This is a genomic window from Streptomyces sp. NPDC107559, assembly GCF_055657365.1.
Window position 1 is genome coordinate 1234484 of the sequence record NZ_JBVKBD010000001.1, and the last position, 14679, is coordinate 1249162.

The following is a 14679-nucleotide window of genomic DNA, read 5'->3' on the forward strand; positions in this document are numbered from 1 at the left end:
CCGCGGTCGGAGGCGCGGATTCCCGGGGCGGCGGGGAATTTGCTCCGACACCCTGGGGACCGACCGGACGGTATGTCATCCTGCGGGACCAAGGACTGCTCCGGAGCCGCCGGCGGAGGACGAACGCCGTGCCGTGCACCGGTGCGAACCGACCCGGTGGAGGACTGCGATGCCGAACGCCGTACGAGCCCGTGTCCGGGCGGTGCCCGAGCTGCCGCCCCCCTCTCCGCCCCTGCGTTCCAGCGTCGACGCGGACGCCATAGCCGTGCTGCACCGCGCGGCCGCCGTCCTGATGGACGACCTTCCCGAGCTCACCGACCGGCTGCTCACCGTGCTCCGGGAACAGGAGCCCGCCTACCGGGCGGCCCTCGAAGCCGACCCCTCGGGCATCTGGCAGGAGGCCCACCGCTCCCTGCGCCACAACGTCGGCTCCCTGCTGCGCCCCAGGGAGTCCCGGGACGCCGCCCGGCGCTGTTCGTGGCGGATCGGCGCCGAACGGGCCGAGCAGGGGCTGCCGTTGGACGCGCTGCTGCACGCCTTCCGGCTCGGTGGTGCCCTGGTGTGGCGCGGTCTCGTCGAGGAGGCCGCGCGGCGCGACCCCGACGACGTACGCCTGCTCGTGCACGTGGCCGCCGACGTGTGGAACTTCGTCGACGAGCACTGCACGCTGGTCGCCGACGCCTACCGGCAGGTGGAGCGGCAGCTCGTCTGGCGCCGGGAGAACCGGCTGCGGCTGATGACCACCGCCCTCCTCGACGGCACCACCCGCATCGCCGATCTGCCGGACGTCGCCGCCGCGCTGGAGCTGCCCGAGCACGGCAGGTACGCGGTGGTGAGCGTGGCCGCCGCGCACCCGGCCGCCCACACCGGCACCCCGCTGCTGTCGGTGCCGCCCGGGATGCGGGCGCACTGGCACGCCGGGGCGGACGCGGAACACGCCATCGTGCACCTCGGCGAGAGCGAGCCGGCCGACCTGGTCGACCGGGTGACCGCGCCCGTCGGGGCCCGGGTCGGCATCAGCCGTGCCGTGGAGGGCCTCGCGGCGGTCGGGGACGCGCGCCGGCTCTCCGAGACCGCGCTGCGGGCCTGCCCGGAGAGCGGCGGCACGGTCCTGCTCGACGAGCATCTGCCGGCCGCCCTGCTGGTGTCCGCGCCCGCTCTGGGCGCGGCGCTGGTCCACCGGGTCCTGGGCCCGCTGCTGAGCCTCGACCCGGGCGACCGGGACCTGCTGCTGGACACGGTGTGCGTCTGGCTCGACAGCGACGGCTCCGCGCAGCGCGCGGCGACCCGGCTGTACTGCCACCGCAACACGGTCCTCAACCGGCTGCGCCGTTTCGAACAGCTCACCGGCCGCTCGCTCACCCGGCCCGCGGACGTCGTCGACACCTCGCTCGCCCTGACCGCCCGACGACTCCTCGGAGACTGACCGCCCTTACCTCCTCGGGGAGTCGACGGCCCGGCGGGTAGGGGGCGGCGGCCCGGACGGCGTCCGCTCCGGGCCGGACACCCCGTCCGGAGCGGCCCGCTGGGCAGCGGCACAACCCGTCGCCGCCGACGCTGGGAGCGGGTCCTGAGCCGCCGCCGCGCGCTGTACGCCGTCCGGTGCGCGTGCTCTCGTAGGGCCACTTCCCCCGTAGGTCCGCGTCGTGCGGAGCCGAGGAGTTGTGATGCCCTCTCTGTCATCGGACGGTACCCGGCAGGACGTGTCCCCGCCGGGCGGACCGTCCCCCGGCGACCCGCGCTCCGGCGACCCGCGCTCCGACGGGCCGTCGGTGCTGCGCGTGCGTGATCTCGACGTGGCCTACGGGCGTGCTCTGACCGCGTTGCGAGGTGTCAGCCTGGAGGTGCCCGCAGGCGGTGCCGTCGCCCTGCTCGGCGCCAACGGCGCGGGCAAGAGCACCTTGTTGCGCTCCCTGTCCGGCACCCTGCGCCTGCACCGCGGGGCGATCACCGCGGGCAGTGCCCACTACGGCGGCCTGCGGCTGGACGGGCAGAACCCGGTGGCTGCGGTGCGCGCCGGGGTCGTACAAGTCCCCGAAGGGCGGCGGGTGTTCGCCGGACTCACGGTGGACGAGAACCTGCGCGCCGGCGGACTCGGGCTGGGCCGCCGCGCCCCGGCGGTCGTCCGGGCCGCCAGGGAACGGGTCTTCGGGCTCTTCCCCCGGCTCGCGGAGCGGCGCAGGCAGCGCGCCGGACTGCTGTCCGGCGGCGAGCAGCAGATGCTCGCCATCGGGCGGGCGCTGATGGCCGCGCCCAGGCTGCTGCTCCTGGACGAACCCTCTCTCGGACTGGCCCCGCTGATGGTCGAGCGCATCGCCGAGGTGATCCGGGAGATCAACGGCCAGGGCACCTCGGTGCTGCTCGTGGAGCAGAACGCGGCGATGGCGCTGGCGCTGTGCGACCGGGCGTACGTCCTGGAGGTCGGCGAGGTACGGCTGTCCGGCCCGGCGGCCGAACTGGCCGGGACCGACGCGGTACGCCGCCTCTACCTGGGCGAGGAGGCGACCCCTGCGCCGACCCCGGCACCGGACTCCGCGTCGGTCCGGGCGTCGGCCTCCGCACCGGCCCCGGCTGCCGGGAGTGCCGCCCCGCCTCCCGAACCCGAGCGTTCCTCCGCTCCCGCTCCCGCGTCCGCCGCCGAAGGGCAGGGTGCCCCATGAGCGGCCCGCCCTTGCCCCCGCCCCTGCACGTCGAGGACGTCACGGTCAGGTTCGCCGGGCTCACCGCGCTGGACTCGGTCGGGTTCACCGTGGCGCCCGGCAGCGTGCACGCGCTGATCGGGCCCAACGGAGCGGGCAAGTCGACCTGCTTCAACGTCGTCTCCGGACTGTGCCGGCCCACCCGGGGCGGGGTCCGCCTCGGTGAGCGGGAACTCACCCGGCTGCCCCCGCACCGGATCGCCCTGCTCGGCATCGCCCGCACCTTCCAGAACATCGTCACCACGGCCGGCACGGTCGGCGACAATCTGATGCTCGGCCGCCAGGCCCTGGGCCGCGCGGGGTTCACCGCCACCGCACTGCGGCTGCCGGGCACCGTGCGCGAGCAGCGCGAGCACCGCGCGCGGGCCCGGGAGATCGCCGAACTCACCGGCCTCGGACCGCTGTTCGACACCCCGGTCGCCCTGCTGCCCTACGGCGACCGCAAACGGGTCGAACTCGCCCGCGCCCTGTGCCTGGAACCACGGGTGCTGCTGCTGGACGAACCGGTGGCCGGCATGAACTCCGGCGAACGCGCCCGCACCGTCGAGGTGCTGCGCACCGTCCGCGCCGAACTGGGCCTGTCCGTACTGCTGGTGGAGCACGACATGGGCCTCGTCATGCGGCTGGCCGACGACGTCACGGTCCTCGACTTCGGCCGCCGTATCGCCGCGGGCACCCCGGACCGGGTCCGCCAGGACCCCGAGGTGCGCCGCGCCTACCTCGGCACCCCGACCACCTCCCGGGAGCACATCGCATGAGCACCGCCCTGGACACCGTGCTGAACGGACTCGCCCTCGGCTCGGTCTACGCCCTGGTCGCCCTCGGCTTCGTCATCATCTTCAAGGCCTCTGCGGTGATGAACTTCGCCCACGGCTCGCTGCTGCTGCTCGGCGGCTATCTCACCGCGGTGCTGCACGACCGGCTCGGCTTCGCGGGCGCCCTCGCCCTTGCGGTGCTCGCCACCGCGGCGGCCGCCGGGCTGATCGACGTACTGCTGCTGCGCCGCGTCGACCCGGCCGCCGCGCATGTGCTGACCATCGTCACCATCGGCGTCGACATCCTGCTGATGACCGACCTCACCCGCCGCATCGGCGGGGACCTGCTCACCCTCGGCGACCCCTGGGGCTCCGCCGTGACCCGGCTCGGCCAGGCGACCGTCGCCGACAGCCGGATCGCCTCGATCCTGGTGTCGACGGTGGTCATCGCCGCGGTCTTCGCCGTGTTCCGGTTCACCCCCTGGGGCCTGTCGCTGCGCGCCGCCGCCGAGGACCAGGAGGCCGCCGCCCTGATGGGCATCCGGCTCGCCCGGATCCGCACCCTCGCCTGGTGCCTGGCCGGCGCGCTCGCCGCGCTCGCCGCCGTGTTCCTGGCCGCGTTCCCGGCGCCCGGCCTGGAGCGTACGACCGGACAGATCGCGCTGAAGGCGTTCCCCGCCGCGATCCTCGGCGGGATGGCCTCGCCGCCCGGCGCGCTCGCCGGAAGCCTGCTGATCGGCGTCACCGAGGCGCTGGCGGCCGGCTACCAGTCCGAACTCTCCGCGCTCGGCGCCGGGTTCGGCGACGTGGTGCCGTACGCCGTGATGGTGCTGGTGCTCCTCGTGCGGCCCGCCGGTCTCTTCGGCACCAAGGAGGCGGCCCGTGTCTAGGCGCCTCGCCGCGGCGGGCGCCGTGCTCGTCCTGTGCGCCCTGCCCTTCTACCTGGGCGCGTTCTGGCTCCAGGTCGGGCTGTTCTCGATGGCCGCCGCGCTCGGCGCCGTCGGACTCACCCTGCTCACCGGCACCGCGGGCCAGCTCTCCCTGGGCCATGCCTTCTTTCTCGCGGTCGGCGCCTACGGCTATGTCTGGCTGGCCGGGGAGCCCGGACCGGGTCTGCCGCCGCCGCTCGCCCTGGTGCTGGCGGTCTGCCTGAGCGGGGCGGCGGGCGGGCTGTTCAGCCCGGTGGCCGGCCGGGTGCGCGGTGTCTACCTGGGCGTGGCGACCCTCGCCCTCGTCTTCCTCGGCCGGCACGTGATGCTCAACGCCGACTCCCTCACCGGCGGCTTCAACGGACGCTCCGTGCCGCCGATGTCCCTGGGCGGCTTCACCTTCACCGGGACCGACCCGCAACTGACCGTGCTGGGCGTGCCGTTCGGCGCCGAGGAGCGTCTGTGGTACCTCGCGCTGGCCCTGCTCGGCGCCGGCTGGTTCGCCGCCCGCAACCTGCTCGACGGCCGCCCCGGCCAGGCGCTGACCGCGCTGCGCGACAGCGAGACCGCCGCGGCCGTGATGGGCGTCCCGGTGGCCCGCCGCCGCTCGGCCGCCTTCGTGGTCTCCTCCATGTACGCGGGCCTGGCCGGGGTCCTGCTCGCGCTCGTCTTCCGCCGGATCGTGCCCGACTACTTCGGCCTCACCCTGTCCATCGACTACCTCGCGATGATCGTCATCGGCGGACTCGGCTCGGTGGCGGGCGCCGCCGCGGGAGCCGTCTTCGTCACCGCGCTGCCCCTGCTCATGGCCCGCTACGCCGACCAGCTGCCCCTGGTCGCGGCGCCCGGCGCGCCCGGCCACGCGGTGGGCCCCACCGAGGCCGCCCGCTATCTGTACGGCGCCGCCGTCGTCCTCGTCCTGCTCTTCGCCCCCGACGGACTGAGCGGCCTGGCCCGGCGCGCCGCGGCCCTTGTCCGGCGGCGCCGCACCCCGCCCACGGCCGAGCCGCCCGCCACCCCGTCCGCCGCCGACCCCTCCGCCGGCTCCCCGGCCTCCTCAACCGCGGCCGCGGCCGCGTCCGCACCGGATCAACGACCCAAGGAGCGCACCTCGTGAACACCACGGGACGCACAGCCCTCGCCACGACCCTCGCCGTCCTGCTGCTGGCCGGCGTCGGATGCAGCACCAAGGCCGGAACCTCGGACGGGGAGGCCGCCGCGGACGGGGTGAAGACCGGCCCCGGGGTCACCGCCGACACGATCACGCTCGGCGCGCTCACCGACCTGAGCGGCCCCTACGCCACCCTCGGCAAGAGCATCGTCCAGGCCCAGCAGATGTGGGCGGACGAGACCAACGCGAGCGGCGGGATCTGCGGACGCAAGATCAAGATCGTCGTACGGGACCACGGCTACGACGTCCAGAAGGCCGTCGCCGCCTACACCGAGATCTCGCCGAACGTCCTGGCGCTGCCCCAGGTCATCGGCTCGCCCGTGGTCGCCGCCCTGCTCGACGACATCGAACGCGACCGCCTGCTGACCTTCCCGCAGGCCTGGGCCGCCTCCCTGCTCGGCAAGGACGCCGTCCAGGTGCTCGGCACCACCTACGACCTCGACATGGTGCGCGCCGTCGACTTCCTCACCCGCACCCAGGGGGTGAAGAAGGGCGACCGGATCGGGCACGTCTACTTCGAGGGCGACTACGGCGCCAACGCCCTGGAGGGCTCCACCTGGGCGGCGGGGAAGGCGGGCCTCACGATCGTCGGGCAGAAGATCAAGGCCACCGACACCGACCTCTCGGCGCAGGTCACCGCGTTGCGCAAGGCCGGGGTCAAGGCGATCCTGATCAGCGCGGGACCCGGCCAGACCGCCTCACTGGTGGGTGTCGCCGCCGCGAGCGGGCTGAAGGTCCCGGTCGTCACCAGCGCCCCCGGCTTCGCCCCGCAGCTCCTCAAGACGCCCGCCGCGCCCGCGCTGCTCGCCATGCTGCACATCGTCACGGCCGCCCCGCCGGTCAGCTCCGACCTGCCGGCCGTCACCAAGATGGTCGCGTCGTACCAGAAGAAGTACCCGGGCGAGCTGGTCGACGCGGGCACCCTTTCGGGCTACAACGCGGCCGAGCTGATGGGCCTGGACCTCAAGGCCGCCTGCGCGGCCAAGGACCTCAGCCGGGAGGGGCTGGTGAAGGCCCACCGCGCGCAGAAGTCGGTGGACAACGGCCTGGGCACCCCGGAGGACTTCTCCGACGCCTCGCGCCCGGCGGGCACGGCCGTCTACGTGACCAAGCCGGACGCCAAGGCCACCGGCGGCACCGTGCTGGCCGAGGACGCCCGCACCCTGCCCGCGGAACAGGAGTACCTGGACTCGCGCAAGCAGTGAGCCCCGGCAGCAACCGGTCCCGGTCCCGGGTCGGGGTTCGGGTTCGGGACCGGGCCAGGTGTGCGGGGCGGCTCACCGAGCTTCCGGACCCGGACCCGGTCCGGAAGCCCGGCCCGGAAGCCCGCCCCGGAAGCCCGGCCCGGAAGCCCGCCCCGGAAGCCCGGCCCGGAAGCCCGCCCCGGAAGCCCGGCCCGGAAGCCCGGTCCGGGTCAGAGGCCCAGCGCCCTGGACTCGTGCAGCTGGGTGATGGCGGCCTTCTCGCCCTCCAGTTCCACCGAGGCCACGTTCTGCCGCCCGTACACGAACAGCAGCAGTTCCGACGGTTCGCCGGTCACCGTCACGACCGGCGTGCCCTTGTGCGCCACCACCGTGCGGCCGTCCGGGCGGCGCAGCACCAGACCGGTCGGTGCCCGGCGGCCCACCAGCCGGGCCGACCGCTCCAGCCGGGACCACAGCGAGTCCTGGAACACCGAGTCCAGCTCGCGCGGTGCCCAGTCCGGCTGCGCCCGGCGGACGTCCTCCGTGTGGACGTAGAACTCCACCGTGTTCGACGCCTCGTCGACCTGCTTGAGCTGGAACGGCGAGAAGCGCGGCGGCCCGGTGCGGATCAGCTGGATCAGCTCCTCGTACGGCTTGGCCGCGAACTCCTCCATCACCTTCTCCAGGCGGGGCGCGAGCTGCTTGACCAGGATGCCCCCGGCGGCGTCGGGGCGGCGCTCCCGCACCACCACGTGCGCGGCGAGGTCACGGGTCTGCCAGCCCTCGCACAACGTGGGGGCCTGTGGACCGGTGACCTCCAAGAGGTCGGCGAGAAGGAGCCGTTCACGCTTGGCGAAGGTCGACATGCCGTTCAGCCTACGACCGCGCGCCGGGTCCGCCCAGTGGACACCGCGCCCGGAACGCCCGGATCGCGCGGCACAATGGCAGCCATGACCAGCACGCCCCCGCCCAGCAGCCTGAACCCCGAGATCGCCGCCCGCCTCAAGCGCAGCGCCGACGGTCTCGTGCCCGCCATCGCCCAGCAGTACGACACCGGCGAGGTGCTCATGCTCGGCTGGATGGACGACGAGGCGCTGCACCGCACCCTGACCACCGGCCGCTGCACGTACTGGTCCCGCAGCCGCCGGGAGTACTGGGTCAAGGGCGACACCTCCGGTCACCTCCAGTGGGTCCGCTCCGTCGCCCTCGACTGCGACGGCGACACGCTGCTGGTCAAGGTCGACCAGGTCGGCGCCGCCTGCCACACCGGGGCGCGCACCTGCTTCGACGAGGACGTACTGCTCAAGGACGCCGCGGATTCCGGCGTACCCGCCGACGGTCAGTAAGGTCAGCCGCCATGGACCTCGAGACGTTCCGCAAGCTGGCCACCGACCGCCGCGTCATTCCGGTCACCCGCAAACTCCTCGCCGACGGCGACACCCCGGTGGCGCTGTACCGCAAGCTCGCCGACGAGCGCCCCGGCACCTTCCTGCTGGAGTCCGCGGAGAACGGACGGTCCTGGTCCCGCTACTCCTTCGTCGGGGTCCGCAGCTCCGCCACGCTCACCACGCGTGACGGCCAGGCCCACTGGCTCGGCGCCCCGCCCGTCGGCGTCCCCGTCGACGGCGACCCGCTCGCCGCGCTGCGCGCCACCATCGAGGCCCTGCACACCCCCGGCCAGGACGACCTGCCGCCCTTCACCGGCGGCATGGTCGGCTATCTCGGCTACGACATCGTGCGCCGGCTGGAGAAGATCGGCCCCGGCGAGCGCGACGACCTCCGGCTGCCCGAGCTGACCATGCTCCTCACCAGCGACCTGGCCGTCATGGACCACTGGGAGGGCTCCGTCCTGCTGATCGCCAACGCGATCAACCACAACGACCTCGACACCGGCGTCGACGACGCCTACGCCGACGCCGTGGCCCGGCTGGACGCCATGGAGGCGGACCTCTCCCGCGCGGTCGCCCAGCCGCCCGCCGTGCTCCCGCCGTCCGAGCTCCCCGAGTACAGCGCCCTGTGGGGCGGCCCGGACTTCCAGCGGGCCGTCGAGGACGTCAAGGAGCGCATCAGGGCCGGCGAGGCGTTCCAGGTCGTCCCCTCGCAGCGCTTCGAGACGCCGTGCACGGCAAGCGCGCTGGACGTCTACCGGGTGCTGCGGGCCACCAACCCCTCCCCGTACATGTACCTGTTCCGCTTCGAGGGCTTCGACGTCGTCGGCTCGTCCCCGGAGGCGCTGGTCAAGGTCGAGGACGGGCGGGCCATGGTCCACCCCATCGCCGGCACCCGGCACCGCGGGGCGACCCCGCAGGAGGACCAGGCCCTCGCCGACGAACTGCTCGCCGACCCCAAGGAGCGCGCCGAGCACCTCATGCTGGTCGACCTCGGGCGCAACGACCTCGGACGGGTCTGCGAGCCGGGCTCGGTCGAGGTGGTCGACTTCATGTCCGTCGAGCGGTACTCGCACGTGATGCACATCGTCTCGACGGTCACCGGGCGGGTCGCGGCGGGCCGCACCGCCTTCGACGTCCTGACCGCCTGCTTCCCGGCGGGCACCCTGTCCGGCGCGCCGAAGCCGCGCGCGATGCAGATCATCGACGAACTCGAACCGTCCCGGCGCGGGCTGTACGGCGGCTGCGTCGGCTATCTCGACTTCGCCGGCGACTCCGACACCGCCATCGCCATCCGTACGGCCCTGCTGCGCGACGGCACCGCCTACGTCCAGGCCGGGGCCGGCATCGTCGCCGACTCCGACCCGGTGGCCGAGGACACCGAGTGCCGCAACAAGGCGGCGGCGGTGCTGCGCGCGGTGCACACGGCGAACCGGCTCGGCAAGTAGGGCGCGTCTCACGTCGCCCCGGGTGCCGGTTCGCCCGGGGTTCAGGCGATAGTGGGACACGTGACTGCTGTTCCTCACCCTCGTTCCCAAGCCGCCCCGGTCCGGTCCGGCCGCCGGAGCCTCGCCGTCGCCCTGCTGAGCGGGGCGCTGGGCGCCGCCGTGGCCCTGCTGGCCACCCGCCAGCGCTGGTCGCAGGGCACCGCGACGGTCGCCGGCGGCGACTTCCCCCTGACCGTCAAGGGCAGCGACGTCACCGGCGTCCCCGCGGCCCTGGCCATAGTGGGTCTCGCCGCGCTGGTCGCCGTCTTCGCGGTCCGCCGGACCGGCCGCCGGCTGGTCTCCGGGCTGCTCGCGCTCTCCGGTGCCGGGATCGTCGCCGCGGCACTGCTCGGCGCCTCCGACGCCTCCGCGCTCGACGAGAGGGCCGCGCAGGCCTCCGGCGACACCTCGGCCGTCGTGGCCGCCTTCACCCACACCGGGTGGCCGTACGTGGCCGCCGTGGGCGGCGCCCTGATCCTGCTGGCCGGGCTGCTGGCCCTGCGCTACGGCCCGCTGTGGCCGGTGATGTCCGGACGCTACGAGCGCAACGGCAAGCCCAGGGCGCGCCGCGCGGCGCCGGCCGTCGACCCCGACCGGCCGGAGGACATCTGGAAGGCCCTGGACCGGGGAGAGGACCCGACGGGCGCCGACCCCGCGTAGCACCGCCGCCACCGGCCGCGATCCGGCGCACCGTCCGCGCGGCGTGCCGTACGCGCGCGGGGAGCACCCCCGATCACGGGCCGCGTCCGCGTACGGGACAATGGACGGTGAGCGTCCGGCTCAGACACGTACACACGTACACAGCAACGAGGAGCAAGTCATGGCGGGCAGCAGCCACGGTCACACCCCGGCCGCCTGGACCGGTGTCATCATCGCCTTCATCGGTTTCTGCGTCGCGGGCGCGTTCATGGTGATGGCGCAGCCCCTGGGCTTCTGGGGCGGCATGGTGATCGTCGCCCTCGGTGGTGTCGTCGGCGCGGCGATGAGCGCCGCGGGTCTGGGCCAGCCGAAGCAGGCCCCCCTCGTCGTCCAGTCCGCCCCGGGCCGCGAGCCGGCCGGCGTCGAGGGCTGAACACCCGCGTCACCACGTACCCCGCAGGGGGCGGACCCGTGCCATGAGCGCGCGGTCCGCCCCCTGACGCGCGTGCACGGGCCGCACGGGGCAGAATGCGAGGCGTGAACGCCGACAGCCAGGGGACCCGGGGCATGCCCGCGGGGACCGTCGCGGGGCGGCTGGCCGTGCCCGCCGCACTGCTCGCGGCCGTCGCGGGGGCCTTCGCCTACGTCGGCGCCGTGGACCCCAACGAGCCGGGCCACTATCCCGTCTGTCCGCTGCTGCGCCTGACCGGCATCTACTGCCCCGGCTGCGGCGGTCTGCGCAGCGCGCACGCCTTCGTCCACGGCGACCTCGTGACGGCCCTCCAGGACAACGCGGCGGCCGTGCTCGGCTATCTGGGGTTCGCCGTACTGTGGACCGTCTGGGTGGTGCGTGCGGTGCGCGGACGGCCGCTGCGGATCGACCTCGGGCCGGTCCACCTGTGGACACTGGGCGTGTCGCTGCTGGTCTTCAGCGTCGTCCGGAACCTGCCGTTCGGCGGCTGGCTGCATCCTTGACCGGGGGACGGACGTCCAGGTAGTGGGACCGGTGTCAACCGGATGCGAGGCCTACGCCTTCCTCCGGATACCATCGCAGTGGCCGTGAATCGCGCCCACCGGCAGTGCCCGAGCGGCAGCCCCGGGGCGCAGGCCCTATCGCTTTGAAGAGTCAACCGTCTGGAAGGGGGCCGCTCGCGTGAGTGTGCTCGACGAGATCATCGACGGAGTCCGTGCCGACCTCGCGGAACGGCAGGCGCGCGTCAGCCTCGACGAGCTCAAGGAGCGCGCGGCCAAGGCTCGTGCCGCCAAGGACGGGGTGGCCGCGCTGCGCGGCGAGGGCGTCAAGGTGATCTGCGAGGTCAAGCGCTCCAGCCCGTCCAAGGGCGCGCTGGCCGCGATCGCCGATCCGGCTGGCCTGGCCGCCGACTACGAGGCCGGCGGCGCCGCCGTCATCTCCGTGCTGACCGAACAGCGCCGCTTCGGCGGCTCGCTGGCGGACCTCGAAGCGGTCCGCGCCCGCGTGGACATCCCCGTGCTGCGCAAGGACTTCATCGTCACCGCCTACCAGCTGTGGGAGGCGCGCGCGTACGGCGCCGACCTCGCCCTGCTGATCGTCGCGGCGCTGGAGCAGCCCGCCCTGGAGTCCCTCATCGAGCGCGCCGAGTCCATCGGGCTCACGCCGCTGGTCGAGGTGCACGACGAGGACGAGGTCGAGCGCGCGGTGGACGCGGGCGCCAAGATCATCGGCGTCAACGCGCGCAACCTGAAGACCCTGGAGGTCGACCGCTCGACGTTCGAGCGGGTCGCCCCCGAGATCCCGGCCCACATCGTCAAGATCGCCGAGTCCGGCGTCCGCGGGCCGCACGACCTCATCGCCTACGCCAACGCCGGCGCCGACGCGGTCCTGGTCGGCGAGTCCCTGGTCACCGGCCGCGACCCGAAGGCCGCGGTGTCCGACCTGGTGGCGGCGGGCGAGCACCCGGCGCTGCGGCACGGGCGCGACTGACACCCCGCTAGGGTTGACCCCGATGACTCCGACGACGCCCGCCACGGCCGCGGACCGGTACGCACGCCTCGCGCGTGGCTGCCGCCCGCGGGGCTGCCGCGCCCCCGCGCGCCGGGTCCACGGCCGCAGGGTCCGTTACGTCATCGGGGACGAACCGGGTCAAGTGAACGGCATGCGATGGCAGCGCCCCTTCAGGGGTGCGGGGCAGTACTGAATGTGCGGCTACCGCCGCGCGGGCGCGAGCAACCAGTGACGGCTCGCAGCCATCGGACATATCTCCGCCCCCACGGCGAATGGTGTCTTTTTCCGCACACTCACCGTGAGGTTTTCGCATGCCCAGCGATTTCTTCTTCCCTGACCCCACCGGTCAGGTGCCCAGCGCCGAGGGCTACTTCGGCGCGTTCGGCGGCAAGTTCATCCCGGAGGCGCTCGTCGCCGCCGTGGACGAGGTCGCCGTCGAGTACGACAAGGCGAAGTCCGACCCCGAGTTCGCCCGTGAGCTCGACGACCTGCTGGTCAACTACACCGGTCGGCCCAGCGCCCTCACCGAGGTGCCCCGGTTCGCCGAGCACGCCGGCGGGGCCCGGGTGTTCCTCAAGCGCGAGGACCTGAACCACACCGGCTCCCACAAGATCAACAACGTGCTCGGCCAGGCCCTGCTCACCAAGCGCATGGGCAAGACCCGGGTCATCGCCGAGACCGGCGCCGGCCAGCACGGCGTCGCGACGGCGACGGCCTGCGCCCTGTTCGGCCTCGAGTGCACCGTCTACATGGGCGAGATCGACACCCAGCGCCAGGCGCTCAACGTGGCCCGGATGCGCATGCTCGGTGCCGAGGTCGTCGCCGTGAAGTCCGGCAGCCGGACCCTGAAGGACGCCATCAACGAGGCCTTCCGGGACTGGGTCGCCAACGTCGACCGCACCCACTACCTGTTCGGCACCGTCGCCGGGCCGCACCCCTTCCCCGCCATGGTCCGCGACTTCCACCGGGTCATCGGCGTCGAGGCCCGGCGCCAGATCCTGGAGCGCGCGGGCCGGCTGCCCGACGCGGCCGTCGCCTGCGTCGGCGGCGGCTCCAACGCCATCGGCCTCTTCCACGCCTTCATCCCGGACACCGGTGTCCGGCTGATCGGCTGCGAGCCCGCCGGGCACGGCGTGGAGACCGGCGAGCACGCGGCCACCCTGACCGCGGGCGAGCCCGGCATCCTGCACGGCTCGCGCTCCTACGTCCTCCAGGACGACGAGGGCCAGATCACCGAGCCGTACTCGATCTCGGCCGGCCTGGACTACCCCGGCATCGGCCCCGAGCACTCCTACCTCAAGGACAGCGGGCGCGCCGAGTACCGAGCGGTCACCGACGACGCGGCCATGCAGGCCCTGCGCCTGCTGTCGCGCACCGAGGGCGTCATCCCGGCCATCGAGAGCGCCCACGCCCTCGCCGGTGCCCTGGAGGTCGGCCGTGAGCTCGGCCCCGACGGACTGATCGTGATCAACCTGTCGGGCCGCGGCGACAAGGACATGGACACCGCCGCGCGCTACTTCGGCCTGTACGACACCGACGCCAGCGTGGCCGCGGACGCCGACACGGACGCCGCCGAGATCGAGGGGGACGCCAAGTGAGCGGGACCGCACCGACGGGCGGCCGGGGCCGCCTGCTGACCGACACCCTCGCCGCCGCCAGGGCCGAGGGCCGCTCCGCCCTCATCGCCTACCTCCCGGCCGGGTTCCCGACCGTGGACGGCGGCATCGAGGCGATCAAGGCCGCCTTCGACGGCGGCGCCGACGTCGTCGAGGTGGGCCTGCCGCACAGCGACCCGGTCCTCGACGGTCCCGTCATCCAGACCGCCGACGACATCGCCCTGCGCGGCGGCGTCAGGATCGCCGACGTGATGCGCACGGTGCGCGAGGCGCACGAAGCGACCGGCAAGCCCGTCCTCGTCATGACGTACTGGAACCCGATCGACCGCTACGGCGTCGAGCGCTTCACCGCCGAGCTCGCCGAGGCCGGCGGGGCCGGGGCGATCCTGCCCGACCTGCCGGTGCAGGAGTCCGCGCTGTGGCGGGAACACGCCGCGAAGCACGACCTCGCGACGGTCTTCGTGGTGGCGCCCAGCAGCAAGGACGAGCGGCTCGCCGAGATCGCCGCGGCGGGCAGCGGTTTCGTCTACGCCGCCTCGCTGATGGGGGTCACCGGCACCCGCGCCTCGGTGGGCGCGCAGGCCGAGGACCTGGTCCGGCGCACCCGGGCCACCGGCACCGGCCTGCCGGTCTGTGTCGGCCTCGGCGTGTCGAACGCCGAGCAGGCCGCCGAGGTGGCCGGCTTCGCCGACGGGGTGATCGTCGGCTCGGCCTTCGTCAAGCGGATGCTGGACGCCCCGGACGAGGCGGCCGGCATCGAGGCGGTCCGCGCGCTCGCGGGCGACCTCGCGAAGGGCGTACGCCGACAGGTGTGACGCCGCCGGCAG

16 protein-coding genes are annotated in these 14679 nt (G+C 74.0%); 15 read left to right on the forward strand and 1 reads right to left on the reverse strand.

The features are described 5' to 3' along the window. The first annotated feature begins 169 nt into the window (after positions 1 to 169). The 6 genes from ACZ7OY_RS05280 to ACZ7OY_RS05305 all read left to right on the forward strand — a co-directional run bounded on the left by ACZ7OY_RS05280 (position 170) and on the right by ACZ7OY_RS05305 (position 6759). Positions 170 to 1426: a PucR family transcriptional regulator gene (locus ACZ7OY_RS05280; protein ID WP_471910109.1), complete on the forward strand. Its 1257-nt coding sequence runs from the start codon at positions 170 to 172 to the stop codon at positions 1424 to 1426. 241 nt (positions 1427 to 1667) lie between these two features. After that, on the forward strand, positions 1668 to 2660 hold the full coding sequence (locus ACZ7OY_RS05285) for an ABC transporter ATP-binding protein (protein ID WP_471910110.1): 993 nt from the start codon (positions 1668 to 1670) through the stop codon (positions 2658 to 2660). Further along, positions 2657 to 3457: an ABC transporter ATP-binding protein gene (locus ACZ7OY_RS05290; RefSeq protein ID WP_471910111.1), complete on the forward strand. Its 801-nt coding sequence runs from the start codon at positions 2657 to 2659 to the stop codon at positions 3455 to 3457. Before ACZ7OY_RS05285 ends, ACZ7OY_RS05290 begins: the two co-directional genes overlap by 4 nt. Continuing rightward, positions 3454 to 4344, forward strand: coding sequence for a branched-chain amino acid ABC transporter permease (locus ACZ7OY_RS05295; RefSeq protein WP_471910112.1), 891 nt, complete (start codon positions 3454 to 3456; stop codon positions 4342 to 4344). Before ACZ7OY_RS05290 ends, ACZ7OY_RS05295 begins: the two co-directional genes overlap by 4 nt. Further along, complete coding sequence (locus ACZ7OY_RS05300; RefSeq protein WP_471910113.1) at positions 4337 to 5500, forward strand: branched-chain amino acid ABC transporter permease; 1164 nt, start codon at positions 4337 to 4339, stop codon at positions 5498 to 5500. The genes ACZ7OY_RS05295 and ACZ7OY_RS05300 overlap by 8 nt, the downstream gene beginning before the upstream one ends. Further along, positions 5497 to 6759, forward strand: coding sequence for an ABC transporter substrate-binding protein (locus ACZ7OY_RS05305; RefSeq protein ID WP_351611596.1), 1263 nt, complete (start codon positions 5497 to 5499; stop codon positions 6757 to 6759). Before ACZ7OY_RS05300 ends, ACZ7OY_RS05305 begins: the two co-directional genes overlap by 4 nt. A gap of 209 nt (positions 6760 to 6968) precedes the next feature. Here ACZ7OY_RS05305 and ACZ7OY_RS05310 read toward each other — a convergent pair whose 3' ends face one another. Next, positions 6969 to 7604: a TIGR03085 family metal-binding protein gene (locus tag ACZ7OY_RS05310; protein WP_471910114.1), complete on the reverse strand. Its 636-nt coding sequence runs from the start codon at positions 7602 to 7604 to the stop codon at positions 6969 to 6971. Between the two features lie 84 nt (positions 7605 to 7688). Between ACZ7OY_RS05310 and hisI the strand changes: the two genes are divergently transcribed. The 9 genes from hisI (at position 7689) to trpA (ending at position 14667) form a co-directional block, all read left to right on the forward strand. Beyond that, on the forward strand, positions 7689 to 8084 hold the full coding sequence (gene hisI, locus ACZ7OY_RS05315) for a phosphoribosyl-AMP cyclohydrolase (protein ID WP_471910115.1): 396 nt from the start codon (positions 7689 to 7691) through the stop codon (positions 8082 to 8084). 11 nt (positions 8085 to 8095) lie between these two features. Then, positions 8096 to 9574 (forward strand): anthranilate synthase component I, encoded by a 1479-nt coding sequence (locus tag ACZ7OY_RS05320; protein WP_471910116.1) that lies wholly within the window; start codon positions 8096 to 8098, stop codon positions 9572 to 9574. A gap of 51 nt (positions 9575 to 9625) precedes the next feature. Continuing rightward, the gene (locus ACZ7OY_RS05325) at positions 9626 to 10273 is read left to right on the forward strand and encodes a TIGR02234 family membrane protein (protein WP_471910117.1); all 648 of its coding nucleotides are present in this window, start codon (positions 9626 to 9628) and stop codon (positions 10271 to 10273) included. 160 nt (positions 10274 to 10433) lie between these two features. Further along, positions 10434 to 10685 carry an HGxxPAAW family protein gene (locus tag ACZ7OY_RS05330; RefSeq protein ID WP_471910118.1) on the forward strand — a complete coding sequence of 84 codons (252 nt, stop codon included), beginning with the start codon at positions 10434 to 10436 and terminating at the stop codon, positions 10683 to 10685. Positions 10686 to 10780: 95 nt separating this feature from the next. Continuing rightward, entirely contained in the window at positions 10781 to 11227 is a 447-nt protein-coding gene (locus tag ACZ7OY_RS05335) for a DUF2752 domain-containing protein (RefSeq protein WP_351611612.1), read from the forward strand. Between the two features lie 178 nt (positions 11228 to 11405). Continuing rightward, a complete protein-coding gene (gene trpC / locus ACZ7OY_RS05340) occupies positions 11406 to 12215 on the forward strand; it encodes an indole-3-glycerol phosphate synthase TrpC (protein WP_351611615.1) in 810 nt (269 codons plus the stop codon). A gap of 22 nt (positions 12216 to 12237) precedes the next feature. Beyond that, a complete protein-coding gene (gene trpM, locus ACZ7OY_RS05345) occupies positions 12238 to 12429 on the forward strand; it encodes a tryptophan biosynthesis modulator TrpM (RefSeq protein WP_471910119.1) in 192 nt (63 codons plus the stop codon). 118 nt (positions 12430 to 12547) lie between these two features. Further along, complete coding sequence (trpB, locus tag ACZ7OY_RS05350) at positions 12548 to 13834, forward strand: tryptophan synthase subunit beta (protein WP_471910120.1); 1287 nt, start codon at positions 12548 to 12550, stop codon at positions 13832 to 13834. Further along, positions 13831 to 14667, forward strand: a complete 837-nt coding sequence (trpA, locus tag ACZ7OY_RS05355) for a tryptophan synthase subunit alpha (protein WP_471910121.1) — start codon at positions 13831 to 13833, stop codon at positions 14665 to 14667. The genes trpB and trpA overlap by 4 nt, the downstream gene beginning before the upstream one ends. The last annotated feature ends 12 nt before the right edge of the window (positions 14668 to 14679 follow it).

Bases quoted from the DNA above. Each gene is read 5' to 3' on its own strand.
- trpM (WP_471910119.1), top strand. From the start codon at position 12,238: ATGACTCCGACGACGCCCGCCACGGCCGCGGACCGGTACGCACGCCTC.
- trpB (WP_471910120.1), top strand. From the start codon at position 12,548: ATGCCCAGCGATTTCTTCTTCCCTGACCCCACCGGTCAGGTGCCCAGC.
- ACZ7OY_RS05335 (WP_351611612.1), top strand. From the start codon at position 10,781: ATGCGAGGCGTGAACGCCGACAGCCAGGGGACCCGGGGCATGCCCGCG.
- ACZ7OY_RS05285 (WP_471910110.1), top strand. From the start codon at position 1,668: ATGCCCTCTCTGTCATCGGACGGTACCCGGCAGGACGTGTCCCCGCCG.
- ACZ7OY_RS05290 (WP_471910111.1), top strand. From the start codon at position 2,657: ATGAGCGGCCCGCCCTTGCCCCCGCCCCTGCACGTCGAGGACGTCACG.
- ACZ7OY_RS05320 (WP_471910116.1), top strand. From the start codon at position 8,096: ATGGACCTCGAGACGTTCCGCAAGCTGGCCACCGACCGCCGCGTCATT.
- ACZ7OY_RS05330 (WP_471910118.1), top strand. From the start codon at position 10,434: ATGGCGGGCAGCAGCCACGGTCACACCCCGGCCGCCTGGACCGGTGTC.
- hisI (WP_471910115.1), top strand. From the start codon at position 7,689: ATGACCAGCACGCCCCCGCCCAGCAGCCTGAACCCCGAGATCGCCGCC.
- ACZ7OY_RS05310 (WP_471910114.1), bottom strand. From the start codon at position 7,604: ATGTCGACCTTCGCCAAGCGTGAACGGCTCCTTCTCGCCGACCTCTTG.
- ACZ7OY_RS05280 (WP_471910109.1), top strand. From the start codon at position 170: ATGCCGAACGCCGTACGAGCCCGTGTCCGGGCGGTGCCCGAGCTGCCG.
- ACZ7OY_RS05295 (WP_471910112.1), top strand. From the start codon at position 3,454: ATGAGCACCGCCCTGGACACCGTGCTGAACGGACTCGCCCTCGGCTCG.